Origin of the sequence: Paenibacillus sabuli, from assembly GCF_014705605.1 — a bacterium.
In the GTDB taxonomy this organism is placed as follows: domain Bacteria; phylum Bacillota; class Bacilli; order Paenibacillales; family Paenibacillaceae; genus Paenibacillus_D; species Paenibacillus_D sabuli.
Genome location: NZ_JACXIZ010000004.1, coordinates 65,945 through 83,613, shown reverse-complemented (window position 1 = coordinate 83,613; position 17,669 = coordinate 65,945). Strand labels below are relative to the sequence as shown.

Sequence of the window (17,669 nt, the reverse complement as noted above, 5' to 3'; positions counted from 1 at the left end):
ATTTCGGCTCAGTAGCCTCGCATTTTGCGCTTATTTCCGCCATCTACCGCATCTCGACTCAGTAGCCTCGCATTTTGCGCTTATTTCCGCCAAGCCCCGCCTTTCCCACTCTATAGCCTCACATTTTACGCTTATTTCACAGCAGCGGTGCAAGGTGTCATCCTGCCGCCTCGGCTCTGCTGATGCCAAGCGCCCCAACTGCCCTCGCGCTCTGGCTCCGAAGTACGCCACGCGTACGCGAGCTGCGCGCCTCACTGCCTCGCAGCCCGCGTCCCACTCGTCTGCAGCGCCCTTTCCGTTTTTTCCGCTCTCACCCACCAGCGGCGGGCGGCCCGCTACTGTCTGTATTCGCATTTTGCGCTTATTTCCGCCGCTGGCATGAACTAATTCGCCGCCTGGGCCTCCTCATACAGCGTGTTAATCTCAGCGATATAATCCGCTCCGCCGCTGCTCATCCACAGGTCGAACGCTTCCTCCAGCCCTTGCTCGTCGATCTGGCCGACGATGTACTTGATGCGCGCATCGGCGATGATATTGTCAAGCTGCTGCCCTTTTTGGGCATAGATGTCGGAGATGAGCGGCTCGGCCGGATTGCCGACGACGATCGCTTCATTGGCGGCCTGCACCTCTTCGACCTTGTCGTTGATCTCCGTCGACTCCAGCGTCGGCGTCGTCGGTCCGATGAACATGAGCATCTGATTCAACGAGTTCAGCTCGCTGCTGAGCGCCACGTCCTCTGGCGTCGTCAGCGGATGGATGTACCCGTCCACCATCTCGTAATGCCGCCCCTCGATGCCATAGCCGAGCAGCATCTGCATATCCTCGTCGTTGAGCCGATCAAGGAAGGTCAGCACGCGCTTCAGCTCATCCTCGGTCTTGACCGCCGACTTCGAGACGGCGATGACATTGGCATAGCCCGAGGTCGGCATATCGCGGTGGCCCTTCGGCCCGACCGGCGCCTGGAACACGTCGACATACGGCGTGTCGCGCGGCGCTTTGTCCTGCATGCTGTTGTCCATCCGTCTGGCCGCATCCGCGACATCGACGAACACCCCGGCCTCCTGGTTGACCATCGGATCGGTCCATACGGCCGGGTCCATGACTGCGAAGTCCTCGTTGACCAGACCTTCCACGTACAATGTACGGAAGAACTGCAGCGCCTCCAGGTATTCCGGCGTCGTATGCGCCGGCGCGAGCGTACCGTCCTCGGCTTCGCCCCATTTGTTCGGCGCGCCGAACCAGACCTGCATGATGTCCCAGGGACCGGCATACTTGGAGACGACGATGCCGTAGGTGTCGTCCTTGCCGTTGCCGTCCGGATCGTCTTCCTTGAATGCTTTGAGCACGTTGTAGAATTCGTCCAGCGTCTGCGGCGCCTCCAGCCCCAGATTCTCCATCCACTGACGGTTGAGCGTGACGCCCATCCGGCCGAGGATACGGCCGCGGTAGATGCCGTACGTCTTGCCGTCGATCGAGGAGTTGTTCAGCACGATCGGATTAGCCTGACTCAGGTTCGGATAGTCGTCCAGATACGGACCCAGCTCCCAGAAGGCGCCGGAGCGCGCCGCGTTGATGAAGCTGGCCGCATTGCGGTCTACGACCATCAGGGTCGGAAGCTGGCCCGAGGCGAGCGTGATGTTCATCTTATCGGGATACGAGCTGTTGGGCACATATTGCATCGTGATCTCGGTATTCGTCGCTTCCTGCAGCGCCTGGAGCACAGGCGAATCCTTGTCCGGCAGCTCGGTCTGAAAGGCCGGAATCATGAAGCTCAGCTTCAGCGCCTCCTCCTGCGCCTCACCGCCGTTGTCGCCGGACCCGCCGCCGTTGCCGCCCGCCGTCTGCCCGCCTCCGCTGTTGCCGCCATTGCCCACATTGCCGCCGTTGTTGTCGTTGCCGGCGTTGCCGCCCGAGCAGGCCGCCAGCGCCACCAGCGCCGCCAGCACCGCACCTAGCAGCGCCAGCCTTCCCGTTGCCTTGCGTTTCGTTTGCTTCATCTCGTTTTTCCTCCCTTTTTTGTCCCTATCTATCGATGCGCCTCTATTACCCCTTGATCGAGCCGAGCAGCACGCCTTTGGCGAAGTGCTTCTGCAAGAACGGGTACAAGAGGAGAATCGGCACGGTGCCGACGACGATGACCGCCATCTTGACCGCCTGATCCGGCGGCTTGACGAAGTTCGGATCCATGTTGGACAGGTCCCCAACCGCGAGCTGGGAGAGCATGACCATCTCCCGCAGCACGACCTGCAACGGCCATTTCTCGTGATCGTTGAGATACAGCAGCGCCGCGAAGAAGTTGTTCCAGTGGCCCACGGCGTAGAACAGCCCGAAGGTCGCAATCACCGGCTTCGACAGCGGAAGCACGATCCGCCACAGCACGCCGAGCTCGGTGCAGCCGTCGATGCGCGCCGACTCTTCGAGACCGGGCGGCAGCTGCTGGAAGAAGTTCTTGATGATGATCAGATTGAAGGCGCTGATCGCCCCCGGCAGGATGACTGCGGCATAATTGTCGATCAGGCCCAGGTCGCGCACGACCAGGTAGGTCGGAATCATCCCTCCGCTGAACAGCATCGAGAAGATGATCAGGTTCATCAGCGCGTTGCGTCCCATCAGATCGCGCCGCGACAGCGAATACGCCATCGTCAGCGTGAAGAGCAGATTCGTCAGCGTACCGACGACCGTGATGAAGATGGACACGCCAATGCTGCGGAAGATCGTGTCCGAGGAGAAGATGTATTGATACGCGCCGAGCGCGAATTCGCGCGGGAAGATGAAGAAGTCGCGCTCGGTCAGCTCCGCCTCGGTCGCGAACGAGCCGGCGATGATATACACGAACGGCAGCACCGTGACGCAGGCGAAGATCGCCAGGAATATATAGTTGAAGATGTCAAACACCCGTTCGTACGGTGAATCGTGACGGCTATGCATCAGTACAGTCCCTCCTTGCCGAGCCGCTTGGCCAGATAATTGCTGCCGAAGATCAGCACGATGCCGACGACCGACTTGAACAGCCCGATCGCGGTGCTGTAGCTGAATGCGCCCTGCGTGATGCCGACGAAGTAGACGTAGGTATCGAATACGTCTGCCACTGTGCGATTGAGCGAATTGGTCATGAGGAAGATCTGCTCGAAGCCGTTGTCGAGAAAGTTGCCCAGACGCAAAATTAGCAGGATCGAGATCACGCCGCTGATCGCCGGCAGGGTGATATGCCACATGCGCTGAAAGCGGGTCGCCCCGTCGACCACCGCCGCCTCGTACTGCTCGACGTCGACGGAGGCGAGCGCGGCGAGGAAGATGATCGTGCCCCATCCCGTCTCCTTCCACATGATCTGCAAGATGATCAGCGGGCGGAACCAGTCGGGATCGGCCAGGAAGTTGAAGCTGCGGCCGGTCAGTTGCTCCACGAGCGCGTGCAGCACGCCCCCCTGGGTCGTCAGGAAGACATACGTCATGCTCGCCACGATGACCATCGAGATGAAGTGCGGCACGTACACCATCGTCTGCACGAGCCGCTTGAAGACGCCGACGCGAATCTCGTTGAGCAGCAGCGCGACAAGAATCGGCGCCGGGAAGAAAAACACAAGGTCGTACACGGCCAGAATAAAGGTGTTGCGCAACAGGCGGGCAAAATCAGGATTGGAGAAAAACGTCCGGAAATGATCCAGGCCGATCCATTCGCTCTGCCAAAACCCTAGAAACGGCTGGTAATTCTTAAAAGCGATCAACACGCCCCACATCGGCCAATACTTAAAAACCAGAAAATACAGCAATCCAGGCAGCAGCAGCACGTATAGCCAGCGATCCTTCGCCAGCCGCGCCCGCCAGGAGCGGCGTCTGCCTCCACGCTGCCGGGCTTGAACCGCAAGCGGCTTTGCTTTTTGCGCAGTCGTATCCATCGGCTCGTTCCTTTCTGTGTCGAGGAATCTGGCCTCAGTATCGCGAATATTTGAACCGCTTACAATTCCATTTTTTTGCCACTATTTTCTGTCGACCGCCTATGGGGAATTGCTAGCTGCGATGCGGCTTTCCGACGCCGACGTGCACGATTTTGCCGAGCTGGGCCTCTTATGCACTGCGGTATTCGCTTGGAGTCACGCCGACATGCTTCTTGAAGATGCGATTAAAATAACGCTGCTGGTAGCCGACCGATTCCGCGACCTGCGCGATCTGCAGCTCCGACTCGCGCAGCAGCTCCTTGGCCTTGGCCAGGCGCAGCTCGGTGAGGTAGTCGATAAAGTTGATGCCCATCAGCTGCTTGAATACTTTGCTCAGTGTGTAGGGACTTACGCCCGCGAGATCCGCGCATATTTCCAGGGAAATAGCCGTCGCAAAATGCGCCTTCATGTAAGATACCGTCTGCTCGACCATGCCCCGAAGCTGCTCGCCGGCACGCTGCTCGCGCTCCGTCATAAACGGCGCGATAACGCGCGCCTTGAGCCAGGCAATCATCTTGTCGGGCTCGCGCAGCTGCGAGAGCTCCTCATACAGATTCGCTCCGCCGTAGAGGCGCAGCGGCACGCTGCCGGTCTGCAGCATCATGTGCAGCAGACTGCCCAGCAATTGCAGCACGCTCTGCTCGATCTGGACGTGAGAGGCCGGATAGGACAGCAGCTCGTCGAGGAAGCCCTCCGCCAGCCGCTCGGCGGTGCGCAGGCGCCCGCTGCGCATCGCCTGCACGAGCTCCGCCTCTACCGCGAACGGGTAGCGGCCGGCTCGTTCCTCGCAGGACGGCGGGTGCGCGCCGAGACGGATGACCTGATTCTGATCGAGCGCCGGACTGAGTGCAGAGGCTCGCTCCACCTCCATGAAGGTCTCGGCGACTCGCCGCATCTCCTCGAGCGGTCGGCTGATCGCCAGGATAACCTGGAGCTGTAGCATGCGGTTCACCATCTCCACGATCCGCGCCGCCAGTCGATCCAGCGGCTCGATCACATCGCTGCCCGGCTCCGAGGCGACGATCAGGCAGAGCGACAGATCGTGGAAGTTCATGACATTATGCTGCGCAAAAGCTTCAGCCGTCAGCTCCTCGACAATATTGGCTGCGGCGAAGGTGACCAGATTCTCGTCGCCGTGCGGGAATCGCCCCGACAGCCGGCTGTAGCCGGTCAGCCGCAGGTGCATCAGATGGTATTGGTGCCCCTCTGTCTCCCAGCCGTAGCGCTCAAGCTGCTTGCGCAGATCGTGCTCGCTGTAGGCGTACAGATGTCCCTGCAGGAGCTGCAGCAGGAAGCCTGAGCGCAGATGCGGCAGCTGATCGTCAAGCCGTGCCCGCAGATGCAGACTCTCGCGCTGCGCCGATTGCCACTGCCGCTCGATGAAGCCGAATTCGTCCTCTCTGCCCGGCCCCTGCTCCGTCGCGCCGAGTCGGCTCAGCAGACGAGCAACCGGCGAATAGACGCGCATCGAGGTCAGCCAGGACAGCAGCAAGGCTAGTGCCAGTCCGACGCCGCTGATCGTCAGGATCGTGCGGGACATGGCCACCACCGGCGCGGTGATCGCCGTGACCGGTGCTGCGGATACATACGACCAGCCCTGTCCGACCCGCATGAAGCTGCCGTAGGAGACGGCGAACGTCTTGCCGCCTTGCTCCCAGAGGAACGTATCCTCGCCACGCATCTGTTGACGCGTCCGGACCTCCTCCTGCAGCCGGTCGTAGAGGTCCTCGGCGGCGCGGTCATCGGAGACGATCCGGCGGCCGCTGCTGTCCATCAGGAAGGTCGCGCCCGCGTTGTAGGGCGTCATCGTCTTGAGCAGATTGACCATCTTGGCCCGATCGACGGTCAGCAGCAGTACGCCGAACGGCTCGGTGCTGCCGCCTGGAATTTGATGGATGAGCATGAGCGGCGCGTCCTGCGCGGCGGTTGGCGCCGGCGTGTCCGGTGGTGCAGGCATGTCCGGTGGAGCTGGCGAATCCATTGACGCCGACGAGTCGGGGGCCGAGCGGTTACGTGCAGAGGACGGTTCGCTGTGCGGTCGATTCGCTACTGACGGTGATTCGATGGGGACGTCGACCTCTGTCGTCGGTGATCCGATGAGTGAGCCGGTCTCTGTAGCCGGCGATCCAGTTGTTGAGCCGCCCGGCCCCTCCGCCAGCCCGGTTTGCGAAGCGCTCTCTTCGGCTGCACGGCCTGTTCGCCAGTATATGCTGCGGCGGTCACCGAGCATTTGCTCGTAATCCGCGATTCGCTCCGCATCCTTCAGCTCGTAATAACCGGTATTGAACAGCACCGGCGGTTCGCCTACCTGCAGCGGGCGAATATACAGATTCACGCCGCGAATGAGCGGATGCGAGCCCTCCAGAATGACCAGCGACTTGCTGATATCCCAGGTCTCCTGGAAGTGATAGACGAAGTCCAGCTCCTGCAGCGGATAGCCAAAGCGCGGGCTGAACGCCCAGTGCGACAGATCGACTTCCAGATAGCCGAGCTGATCGTCGATGTTGGCGACGCGCTCGCCGATCTGCTTTTGGTGCATCTCGCGCAGGTCGTGCTCCATGCCGCGTACCGAGACCCCGTAGATGCTTGCGCCGGTGATGAAGCCCGGAATACTTGCCGTCAGCAGAATCAGCACGAGGCTTTTCCGATAAAAGCTGCCCTTCCTTCGCCAGCTGCGCCAAAACGGCGACCTTTTTTGTAAGCGCTTTATCAAATGGTTTCATCCTTCCTTCCATACGCTTTACGGGGCACGGACTGACCGTAGTTTGCTTCCATTGTGACCGACACCGGCTTGGACGCGCAATTGGACTTTTTTGCACCGGCAAGGTGAAACGCGCAAGCCGTCATTTACCGCGCAGCGAGTTTCATTCCGAGAAAGTTAGACAAGTATAGGCAAGATCATATACTTTCTATACTTTCAAGGCGAAACTTGTATCGCCCTCCTTTGGTGGCGATACAAGTTTCGTTCCGCGAAATCGAGCGCCTCTTTCTACATGTGAAACGTAGAATCTGCTCGATTTCAAGGCGAAACTTGTATCGCCCTCCTTTGGTGGCGATACAAGTTTCGTTCCGCGAAATCGAGCGCCTCTTTCTACATGTGAAACGTAGAATCTGCTCGATTTCAAGGCGAAACCTGTATCGCCCTCCTTTGGCGGCGATACAAGTTTCGTTCCGCGAAATCGAGCGCCTCTGAATGCTCGGGCTCGCCCTACTGCTGCCTCGAAGCTCTTCCTCACTCCCCCAGTGCGGACCTAACGGACACTTTTGATCGTTAGCACGAGATTTCAAGCGAACCCTTCATTCTTACGGTCATTTTTGTCCGCTAGATTACAGGCGGGATCCATACACTTTCTAGACTTTTGAAAATAACAAAAGCAGCCCCGCCGGCTTGGTGCGAAGCCACTGAATAATTTCCAGTGATCTCGCCGTGCGCCTGGCGGGGCTGTTGTCTTGGCATGATTCGCCATCATCTGGAGCTGCCGGGAACGGCAGCCGAATCCTCGCGCAGCCCCCAACACGCGGGGGCCGGCGACATCACGGCGGTCGGAAGACCAGCCGATTCAGCGGATTCCTACGGGCGTGACCGCTGATCCGGGCTCCTACATCCGGGTGTCGCCGCTTGTCTCTTCTCCTACATCCGAATGAAGAAACCGAGCAATTCGCCCGTGTCCGGATGCATCACAATCTGCAGCGGTCCGAGCAGTGCGTCCTGATCGGTCGCATACAGCGCGCTGATCAGCTGACCGCCCTGCTCCGTGACGTCCTCGATCACTTGCTTGGCGTCGTCATCGGCCGGCATGATCGAGGTCAGCTCCGGACTGACCCAGCTGATCTGCGCTTCTTCCTTGGTCGTCTGGAGATGCTCCAGTTCCTGCTCCGGCACCAGCTCCCAGGCGATGTCGCGGAACTTGTCCACCGTGTCCTGATCGATATTCAATGCCTCGTCCTGAACGACGATGACATGAGCCGGGCTTTGCGGCGGCAGGCTCTTCGTCATCATCGGACCGTAGTAAGCCTTGACCTTGGTGCCGGGTACGATCTGATGCCAGTCCACAGGCGTGCCTTGCGCGGTGATGAGCAGCGTTTCCTTGCCGCCGTTCAGCGTCAGCACCGGCTTGAATTCGCTATCCTGCAGCTCCGCGAATTGCAGCTGCCAGCCGTCATCCCCTTGCTCGACGGTGAAGGCCGCGTCCTCGCGCACGAGCGTCTCGCCGACGATCTCGATCGAAGCCGCATGCGACTGGCCGGGATAGCTCATCGCGATGATCGGGCCGTACTGCGCATTGATGCGCATGCCCTCCTCCAGCGCTGCGCCTTGCGCGGCATTGCCATCGGAATCAGACACGACCGTCTCCTCGTCGACATGCAGCACCATCCATTGGTTCGTGCCGTGCCCGAGCACCTCCAGACGGTAGCCGTCATCCGTCTTCGAGAGGCTGCTGATGACGCCGGACAGTTGGAGCAGCGCTTCCTCTTCCTCGTCCACCGGCTGTCCCTCCTCCTGCTCGAGCGCGATCCGTTCTTTGCTCCAGTTCACATTGTAGCCCATCGCGCCCGCCGCCTCGCGCACCGGCAGATATGCCTTGCCGTCAATATAGACCGGATGCAGGCCGGTCGTCTCGCCGTCGATGGTGATGTTGACATCGCCGCGCAGCCAGCCGTCGACGCGCTCGGCGATGCTGTCGGCACCCGCTGCGGCCGTCGTGAGCAGCAGTCCGCCCACTGTTGCCGTAATTAGCCATTTTGTTTTTTTCATAGGTGTCCTCTCCTTTGCATATCATCGTTGCACCCCCATAGACGCGCCTATGCCCGAAAAGGTTACAGTTGAAGCGCATTACCATGACTTCCGGAATCGTCGCGCCATGCGCCGTCTGCTGAAGCGGCCGGCTACTTGGGCGCCTCGACTCGCCGGACGAAGCGATGAATCAGCAGCGGCATCGCGAAGAAAACCGCCAGCAAACGAGCCATCTGCAAGGTCGCGACCAGCGCCGGTTCAATATCCAGCGCCATTGCCGTCGACGACATCTCAGCCGCTCCAGCCGGGACGACCGATAGCAGACTGGTGAACCAATCAAGTGGCGTCAGCCCATAAAAAATGGTCGCAAGCAGCACGCTGAGCACAAAATACAGCAGCAAAGAAATCAACGCCGTAGCGCCTATTTTTTTGAGCTGCGTCATCGTCTGATTATCAAATCGGAGCCCGATCACCGCACCGAGCAGACCTTGGCCGATGCCAGGGACAAATCTGGGAATCTCCGCTTCCGGCACAAGGCTGCTTGCGACAAAACCGATCAAAATCGAAAACAGCAGCAAAGAACCCGGAAATTTCAGCCGCCTCGCCAGCAATACCGCCGCCAGCACGCTAAGTGCAAGCAAACCTGTTGAGACGACAGCCGTTCCCCAAGAGCCGTTAATTCCAAATGAGCCGCTCCCGCTGCGGCTGATTCCGGCCACGACCGGAATAGTCAACACAAAAAACAAAATACGCGTCGTGTGATACGCCGCCACGATGGATTGATTGGCGCCATACTCCTTGCTTAACGCAATTGCCTCGGAGGCTCCTCCCGGCAGACAGCAAAAAAAGGCGGTATTGGCGTCCAAACCGGAAAATCGATGCATAAAACGGCCCAACAGTACGCCTCCAGCCAGCGTCAGGCACAGCGTAAGCAAAAATGGGAGCAGCAGTTGATGGTATTCGACGAATTGAGTCGGCTTCAGGATGAAGCCGATGTTGGCGCCGATCACGCCAAGGCTGACTTTAAACAGCCAATCCGGCAGCTGCATTTTTTTGACGAGCACACTGCAGACAAGCCCCGTCACGATGGCACCGATCAGCCATCCCGCAGGGACGCGCAGGCCGGCGAGCAGGGCGCCAACTGACAAGGCGGCCGCTACATAGGCGACCCTTCGGACGATCATGGGATGGCTGGTCCGATCTGGATTAGACAAGTTCGACCGCATGTCTGTCGGCTGCCGCTTCATATGCGACCTGACCACCCTTGTATACGGCTTGAATCCGGCGGATATCCGAGATCCGCTCCGTCGGGTCGCCGTTCACAACCGCGAGATCCGCGAGCATACCCGGCTGCAGTGCACCAACCTTGTCGTCCACGCCGCACAGCTTGGCCGCTTGCGAGGTGGCCGCCCGCAGGGCGATCACCGGCTTGACGCCCAGCTCCACCAGCGTTTCCAATTCGAATGCGATCTCGCCGTGCTGGCCGTCTGTTCCGACGCCATACTGCAGACTGGAGTGCACTGCCTTGCGGTAGGCCTCCCGGATATAATCCCGATGCTGGAAAAATCCCTTCGTCAGCTCCGGCGTCCCCCGATTGATGAAGCGCTGGTCATTCAGATAAGCGTACGAAGTTAGTGTCAGCCAAGTGCCATGCTTGATCATCAATTCCAGTTCCTCGTCGTCCATGTAGATGCCGTGCTCGATCGTATCGATGCCCGCCTCGACCCCCTGGCGCAGCCCGGTGCCGCCATAGCAATGGGCTGCCACCTTTTTGCCTACGCTGTGCGCCGTATCGACCGCTGCCTGGATTTCCGCTCTCGTGAACAAGGAATGCATACCGTTGCGCTCGACGATTCGACCGGCTGAGAAGGTAAAATTCTTGAACTCGCCTTGACTTCCTGTAATAAAGAGCTTGATCTGATCGGCCCCTGCGTCGTGGATGTTGATGCGCACCGCCTTGGTGACCTCATCCACGCCGTCATAAGGCGAGGCCATGATACCGTGTCCAAAGCTTGAACGGATGCCCTTGCCGCTGATCAACAATCTTGGTCCGGGAAATATCCCCTTCTCTGTCGCCTCCTTGAGCGATACATCGATGAACGCCTTCTCACCGAGGATGCGCATCGTGGTGACGCCCGAAGCCAGGTCGGTCTGCATATTGTTGGCTCCGCGCAGCAGCAGCACATTGTTGCTGTCTTGCATGGCTTTGGCATAATTAGGAATCTGGGCGCTTAATGTCAGATGCGTGTGAGAGTCGATCAGGCCGGGAGTAATCACCCGATCCTGGCAATCGACGATCTCGGCCCCGTCCGGCACCGCCACCTCCTCGGCCGTGCCCACGCCCGCGATCCGATCATTCTCGATCAGCACCACGCCCTTGGGGATGACCTCCCGACCTGTAAAAACCTTCTTCGCGAAAAATGCTTTGTACATACGAACGCTTCCCTTCTCTATCAAGATGTTAGTTGCCGGGCTGAAGGCCGGGGGACTTCATCGCGTGCTTGCGCTTGACGCCGTAGATCCCCGCCAACAGCAAAATGCCGACCAGATCCGTGACGGAATGCGGGTGAATGGTCATGATCGCCGCGGCGAACAAAAGAATGCGAACCGGCCAATTGCACTGCGTAATCATCCAGCCTTGCAATGCGCAACCGAGAGCGTACGTGCCAATACAGGCCGTCAAAAACGAGAGAATGACCGCAATAGCCTGCCCCTCCATAATCAACTCCCCGTTATTCAGAAACATGAACGGGATAATAAAGGCAATCAAGCCAAGCCGCAGCGCAGTAAAGCCCGTCTTGAACGGGTCCGAACCAGAAATTGACGCCCCGGCATAAGCAGATAACGCGACCGGCGGGGTAATGCTCGAAATGGCACAGAAATAAAAAACAAACATCGAGGCCTGCATCGGCTCGATCCCCATCTGAATCAAAGCCGGGGTGGTCAACGCGGCAACCATAATAAAAGCAGCCACCGTAGGCAGACCCATTCCCAAAATAATGCAAGCCAGCATGACCAGTACGGCAGCCAGCCAGATGTTGCCCGCAGACATCCCGGTGACAAAGGAAGTGAACTTAAAGCCGATTCCCGTCTGGGTCGAAACGCCGATGATAATGCCGGCGCTGGCTGTCGCGACTGCCACCATAATCGAACCCTTAGCCCCCTGAACCAGAGCATGAAACAACGTGCGCGGACCAAAGCGGGTTTCTTTGTTCAAAAAACTGACGACAAAAGCCGTCCCAATCCCGGACATTGCAGAAAACGACGCCGAGAAGCCCATCATCATGGTCGCCAGAATGGCAAGCAACGGCAGAATCAGGAACGACCTGCCCAGCACCTCCCGCCGCCGCGGAATTTCCTCCCGCTGCATTCCCGTCAATCCGCGCTTGACCGCCTCCAGATCGATAATGATATAGACAGCCAGAAAATAGAGCACCGCTGGTATCAAAGCCGCTTTCATCACATCGACATACGCGACGCCGAGCATATCCGCCATAATAAAAGCGGCCGAACCCATAACCGGCGGCATGAGCTGACCGCCGGTCGAGGCGACTGCCTCGACCGCTGCGGCAAAGCGCGGATGATATCCGATCCGCTTCATCAACGGGATCGTAAACGTCCCCGTAGAGTACACATTGGCTACGGCCGCCCCGGAGATGGTGCCGAACAAGGCGCTGGAGATGACGCCGATCTTGGCCGGGCCTCCACGCGCCCGTCCGGCCAGCATGACGGCGAGGTTCATAAACCAGGCGCCGCTGCCCGAGGCTGCCAGGAACGCGCCGAAGATTACGAATAACACGACATAGGTAGCAGAAGCGCCGAGCGGAGTGCCGAAGATACCGTCGGTCGTCATGTACAGATACTCCACGATGCGAGACGGATCGTAGCCGCTATGCCCCATTTTGCCCGGAATATACTTGCCGAGATATGCGTAGAGCAGAAATACGCCGCACAGTACCGTCATCGTCAGGCCGATGATGCGCCTGGCCGCTTCCAGCAACAGCACGATCAGGAGACCTCCCATGATCATGTCCGGAGCGGCGACCGTATCGACAAAAATCCAGCGTGTCACAAGCCGCTCCTGCTGCAAATAAATGTAAATCCCCGGTGCGAAGGCAAGCAAAGCGAGCCCGTAATCCAGCCATGTGCGTTCCTGCCGCCCCTTGCGCAGCGGATAAAGCAGGAAAGCCAACGGCAGCGCTAAGGTCAAGTGAATCGAGCGCTGCAAAAAAGCTTCGAGCGACCCGAATATACCGGTGTATAAATGGAAAATTGACATACCTGCGGCGAGGATGGCAATTCCCCGCCCGATGACCCGGTTCTCCAAATCGCTACTCCCCTTCCCTTAAATTGACGCGGCGTACAGGAGTCCGGGACTCCGATTTAATCCAAAACGCCGATTTCACGATAATATTTTTCTGCTCCCGGATGCAGTGGAAACACTGTGTTTTGGGGCGCTGCCTCCGGACTGAAGGTATCCATATCCGAGTGCGCATCCCGGAGCCTGTCCACATTTTCAACAAGCAGCTTCACGACTTCATAGGCGCCCTGTTCGGAGAGTGCGTCAGCGTTGGCCAGCAGGAGCTGTGTCTCCATGAGCGAGTAATAATCCTCGTCCTGTCCGTCGTAGGTACCGGCCGGCAAGTTGCCTGTCAGCAGCCCGTATTCTTCCGCTATGGCATCCACAACAGCGGGATCGAGCTGTAGAAAAACAACCTCGCGCGAGGTGACCAGGTCCACAACCGCCGGGAACCGCAAGGACGGGATGGTGGCGTAAACGTCGGCATGATTGTCCTTGACCAGATCCACAGCATCCGTATGGGAAACATGCGTGACACTGCCGCCCCAAGCCTTGATATCGTCGTAGGTCACACCGTAGCCTTCCAGAATCAATCGAATCAAGGTCTCGCTGGTCGACCCGGCTCTGGCCAGCACCAGCTTCATCGGATACTGGGCATCGATCATGTCGCCCAACGTCTCGTACTCCGCCTTCGAGGTGATAAACGTAATCCATTGGTTAATATTCAGATTGGCAAGCGCCGCCACGTGATTCACCGGTTCCTCATATGGCGCAATGCCTTTGGCCGAGGTCGCCGCATTAAAGTACAAGGTCGTTCCGATTTCCGCTTCTCCCTTGCCTAACAGGATTGGATTTGCCCCGCTTTCTCCCGGATTCACATTGACAACGCTGCCTGCCAGGTTTTCCTCGATCATACTGCCCAACGCCCCGGTTATGACATGCACATTTCCCCCGACGTTGCCTGAAATGGAGCGAAGTTGGAGCGGTTCCGCCTGCGTTTGCGGCTCCTCTTCTCCCTCGGCATCCGCTTCGTTTGCAACTGTCGATTGTCCCCCGCCGGCTGCCTCAGTGTCGTTTCCAGTCCCTTCGTTTTCCTCGGCGTTGCCGCAAGCGGTCACCCCTACAAGCATCATCGCCAACAGCAGAACCCAAGTGTAACGTCTCATGGTTTGCCAAGCCTCCATCCAAATATATTATTTTGTATAATGTATAATTTATATTAAGATAACCTTTTCTTGTTTGTCAATCATTTTTATTTTTATGTCAGATTAGTTTACTCCAAGGACAAAAACAAGCATCTGATTCCGGTTTCAGAAATCAGATGCTTGGCTGAATACCCCTATTAGACAGGAAAAATTAATCCAGCGTTTCTTCCAAATCGGCCTCAGCGGACTTCCAGGAACGCAGCACATGGTACTCCGCATATCGTTTGGCCTCAGCGGCGTCCCCGGCCGCAATGCTCTGCACGAGCCGTTCATGTTCGTCGTACACGGCGTGGATACGCACGGTGTTCAATGGAAAAATCGACCGAATCAAGGTGATCGGATTCTCGAGCGTCGACTGGGTCTTCGTCAACAGCGGATTGTCGGCAATCGTATAAAGCAGGTCGTGAAAATCACGGTTCAGTTTAATCATCGCTTGGAGGTTATCGACTGTGGGATCGGAAATGCACGCCTTCATTTGAAGAAGCAGATCCTGAAAGCGGGCGATGTCCCGCTCCGTTCTCTTCTGAGCGGTTAATTGGGCGGCCAGGCCTTCCAGAGCCGACTGGAGTTCATAATAATTTTGAATGTCCTTTTTGGACAGCTTGCGGACGTAGATCCCCCTCCGCGGTTCAATCGTCGCCAGCCCCTCCTGCTCCAGCCGGATCATGGCATCGCGCACCGGCGTACGGCTCACTTCAAGCTTGTCTGCAATTTCCATCTCCATCAAGCGCTCCCCCGGACGGTACACACCAGACAAAATATCGCTTTTGATCTGACGGTACACCTCATTGGTCACCGTGCGCACGCGTAAACTTGCCATTATACAAGCCCCTTCCTCAATAAATTATACTTTATAATAAATGCATTATAATAAAAACGGCGCAACAAAACAAACGAACGCGTAACGATCGTTCATCTGTATGATCCGGACGCCGCATGCCGCGGTGACTGATGCCAGCGTCCTCTCCTGCCCTTCAACGGCTCGCCTTCTCCTCGGTCGTCGCGCTCGCCTCCGCCGCTGCGCTCGTCCCGTCGCCGCGCCAGCGCTGACGCAGCCGTTCCGCCTGTGCGAACAGCCACTGCAGGGCCAGGCCCTGGACGACGATGCCGAGCACCGACGTGCAGGTCAGCGCCCACATCGCCGTCGCGCTTTCGATGGCATAGAGCTGATGGCCGAAGAACAGCAGATACCCGGCCACCGCCTCCAGTGCGTCAGCATAGCTCGTCATCGAAGGCTCGACCTGCCAGATGAGCAAGGCCTCCGTCAGCAGGATGCCGAGCAGACCCAGCACGATCAGCGTGCGCGAGCGATCGGTCAGCTTGTCGACGTACGGCGAGATGTAATACTTCGTAATCGTCTTGATGCGGAACAGGTAGATCAGCCGGACGATCCGCGCCACCTGGAAGAATTGGTCGAACGGGATAATCGCGATCACCAGGAACGGATGGCGCCGGACAAACGCCCACCTGCTGTCCGCCTTCACCAGCCGCACGATAAAATCGACGACGAAAATAAACCACACCGCCCAGTTGATGGCGTTGTTGTACGCACTGTCGGTCCAGAGGGTGACAATTGTCACCATGACCAGTACGATCATGAGGCCTTCATAAGCGGTTCTGGCGATTTTTTGCATCTTCTCACCCTTTTCTGCTTTGCCTTGGTCGACCGGCGCCGTCCGTCCCTTCGAGGGCCTCGGGCGGCATGCTTATCTTCCATTATACCAAAGGCTTCAAGCCCAGGGACTGCATTTGAAAAGAAAGCGGGGAATTCCCGTGAGGCGTGAGCAAACGTCCAACGAGCGCCCCCCAGGGATTGTGCCGCAAGAGCGAGTGGTGTAAACGACGGGCTAGAGTGAACGGCAGCTACAGTGGAGCAGTGCCGTAGAGCGGCGTGATAGAGTAGATGGCGCTGCGGTGATATTGAGCATCGGCATCGGCTGCAGCCGCCTCCGGAGCATGCGACGTCCCGTTTTTGAGGTAAGGGTAAGGCAACTTGCGTTGTCACAGTGCTGGAGGCCTCCGCTTCAATCCGTTGCACAACTAACGATCTGACGAGCCGGGTACTTGTTATGCAAAAAAATCCCGGCCGCAGTCGGCCGGGATTGCGCTTGTTTAGCGCTTGTCACCTTCCCGTAGTTTGCTAACAACTCTGACGATCTCGGGGATCCCCTTGGTGGCTGCGCCCGTACCCACCTCTCCGACGCGCTTGCCGTCTCTGTTGTTCTCGTCTTCGCCCCCGTGCCCCTCCGCCGCTGCTGTCCCCGTGCCGGCTACGCCTTCTTCACCGCTTCCCGCCTGAGCGGGATCGGCACCGGCAGCCCGGTCTCGCAGGACTGCGCTGCCGCGATCGCGATCGCCGCGCTGTCGCGCGCGCCTTCGACACCCGGCATCTCCGCCGCGCCCGCCTGGATGTAACGCACGAATTGGCGGACGATGTTCGTGTCGCCGCCGCCGTGACCGCCCTGCACCTGCTTCGGGTAATAGACCTCCTGCTTGCGCGAGTGCCGCCGCTGCACGACGATCTTGAAGTGCTGTTCGTTGTTGTAAAAGCCGTACATTTTACCCTCCGTGCCGACGAAGGTGAATTCCCGCGAATACTCCGGCGTGAACATGCATTCCATGAACGAGATGCGCGCGCCGTTGTCGTATTCGATGATCGCCAGGCTGTTGTCGTGCGTGTCGATCTCCTCGGCATAGACGCACAGATCGTCCTTGACGCGAGCGCGCCCGTAGTCCATCGCCTGGCCCTTGAAGTAGTCCACGTAGTACGCGCATGTATCCGCCTCGTCGCAGTCGCGGCAGCGCTTCTCATTGGAGGCGTCGCCGCCGAATACGTCGAGCCCGCCCGCGCTGAACACGTTGACCGGCGCGCCGCCGACCATCCAGTTAATCAGATCGAGCGAATGCGTGCCCTTCTCCAGCATCAGACTTTTCACGTAGTCTTTTTTGCGGCGCAAGCCGTGATAATAATAATTGCCGCCCACCGAGACGTTGTCGACGACATGACCGGTCTTGATCGTGCCGATCGCGCCGTCGTCGATCAACTGCTTCATGTCCTGGAACAGGGTGCAATAACGCAGCTCCAAGCCGACCATGAATACGACGCCCGCCTCCTGCGCCGCCTCGATCATCCGATCGCAGTCCTCGATCGTCTGGGCCATCGGCTTCTCCAGGTAGATGTGCTTGCGCGCCTGCAGCGCAGCCAGCGTATGCGCGGCATGCACCGGGTCGGGCGTACAGATGACGACCACATCGACCCCGGGCAGCGCCAGGAATTCATCCAGCCGATCTGTCGCCGGCACATCGCCGAGCACATGACGCGCCTCGGCGATCCGCTGCGGATCGAGATCGCATAGTCCGGCGATGACGCAGTCCGGATGCTTGCCGAAGTAATCGCCGGCAAAATAGATGCCGCGCTTGCCCAAGCCCAATACACCGATTCCGATCTTGCTCATGTTGATTCCCTCCACTTTTGTCTCGCTCTGACGTGCAGT

At 58.6% G+C, this 17,669-nt stretch carries 12 protein-coding genes; all 12 read right to left on the bottom strand.

Annotated elements, in window-relative coordinates:
* Nucleotides 1-383: 383 nt before the first annotated feature.
* The 12 genes from IDH44_RS01325 to IDH44_RS01270 all read right to left on the bottom strand — a co-directional run bounded on the left by IDH44_RS01325 (nucleotide 384) and on the right by IDH44_RS01270 (nucleotide 17,630).
* On the bottom strand, nucleotides 384-1,997 hold the full coding sequence (locus tag IDH44_RS01325) for an extracellular solute-binding protein (RefSeq protein ID WP_190913954.1): 1,614 nt from the start codon (nucleotides 1,995-1,997) through the stop codon (nucleotides 384-386).
* A gap of 46 nt (nucleotides 1,998-2,043) precedes the next feature.
* Nucleotides 2,044-2,928 carry a carbohydrate ABC transporter permease gene (locus tag IDH44_RS01320; protein ID WP_190913952.1) on the bottom strand — a complete coding sequence of 295 codons (885 nt, stop codon included), beginning with the start codon at nucleotides 2,926-2,928 and terminating at the stop codon, nucleotides 2,044-2,046.
* Entirely contained in the window at nucleotides 2,928-3,896 is a 969-nt protein-coding gene (locus IDH44_RS01315; protein ID WP_190913950.1) for an ABC transporter permease, read from the bottom strand. Before IDH44_RS01315 ends, IDH44_RS01320 begins: the two co-directional genes overlap by 1 nt.
* A 169-nt stretch (nucleotides 3,897-4,065) precedes the next feature.
* Nucleotides 4,066-6,570, bottom strand: a complete 2,505-nt coding sequence (locus tag IDH44_RS01310) for a helix-turn-helix transcriptional regulator (protein WP_190913949.1) — start codon at nucleotides 6,568-6,570, stop codon at nucleotides 4,066-4,068.
* Nucleotides 6,571-7,566: 996 nt separating this feature from the next.
* Nucleotides 7,567-8,691: a hypothetical protein gene (locus IDH44_RS01305; RefSeq protein WP_190913947.1), complete on the bottom strand. Its 1,125-nt coding sequence runs from the start codon at nucleotides 8,689-8,691 to the stop codon at nucleotides 7,567-7,569.
* A gap of 131 nt (nucleotides 8,692-8,822) precedes the next feature.
* The gene (locus IDH44_RS01300; RefSeq protein WP_223869267.1) at nucleotides 8,823-9,917 is read right to left on the bottom strand and encodes an AbrB family transcriptional regulator; all 1,095 of its coding nucleotides are present in this window, start codon (nucleotides 9,915-9,917) and stop codon (nucleotides 8,823-8,825) included.
* Nucleotides 9,877-11,103: an amidohydrolase family protein gene (locus IDH44_RS01295; RefSeq protein ID WP_190913945.1), complete on the bottom strand. Its 1,227-nt coding sequence runs from the start codon at nucleotides 11,101-11,103 to the stop codon at nucleotides 9,877-9,879. The genes IDH44_RS01300 and IDH44_RS01295 overlap by 41 nt, the downstream gene beginning before the upstream one ends.
* A 28-nt stretch (nucleotides 11,104-11,131) precedes the next feature.
* On the bottom strand, nucleotides 11,132-12,997 hold the full coding sequence (locus tag IDH44_RS01290) for a TRAP transporter permease (RefSeq protein ID WP_190913943.1): 1,866 nt from the start codon (nucleotides 12,995-12,997) through the stop codon (nucleotides 11,132-11,134).
* A gap of 56 nt (nucleotides 12,998-13,053) precedes the next feature.
* On the bottom strand, nucleotides 13,054-14,136 hold the full coding sequence (locus IDH44_RS01285) for a TAXI family TRAP transporter solute-binding subunit (RefSeq protein WP_190913942.1): 1,083 nt from the start codon (nucleotides 14,134-14,136) through the stop codon (nucleotides 13,054-13,056).
* A gap of 190 nt (nucleotides 14,137-14,326) precedes the next feature.
* Nucleotides 14,327-14,995, bottom strand: a complete 669-nt coding sequence (locus IDH44_RS01280) for a GntR family transcriptional regulator (RefSeq protein WP_190913940.1) — start codon at nucleotides 14,993-14,995, stop codon at nucleotides 14,327-14,329.
* 154 nt (nucleotides 14,996-15,149) lie between these two features.
* Nucleotides 15,150-15,809, bottom strand: coding sequence for a transporter (locus tag IDH44_RS01275; protein ID WP_190913938.1), 660 nt, complete (start codon nucleotides 15,807-15,809; stop codon nucleotides 15,150-15,152).
* A 636-nt stretch (nucleotides 15,810-16,445) separates the two neighbouring features.
* Nucleotides 16,446-17,630, bottom strand: a complete 1,185-nt coding sequence (locus IDH44_RS01270) for a Gfo/Idh/MocA family protein (RefSeq protein WP_190913936.1) — start codon at nucleotides 17,628-17,630, stop codon at nucleotides 16,446-16,448.
* Nucleotides 17,631-17,669 lie beyond the last annotated feature (39 nt).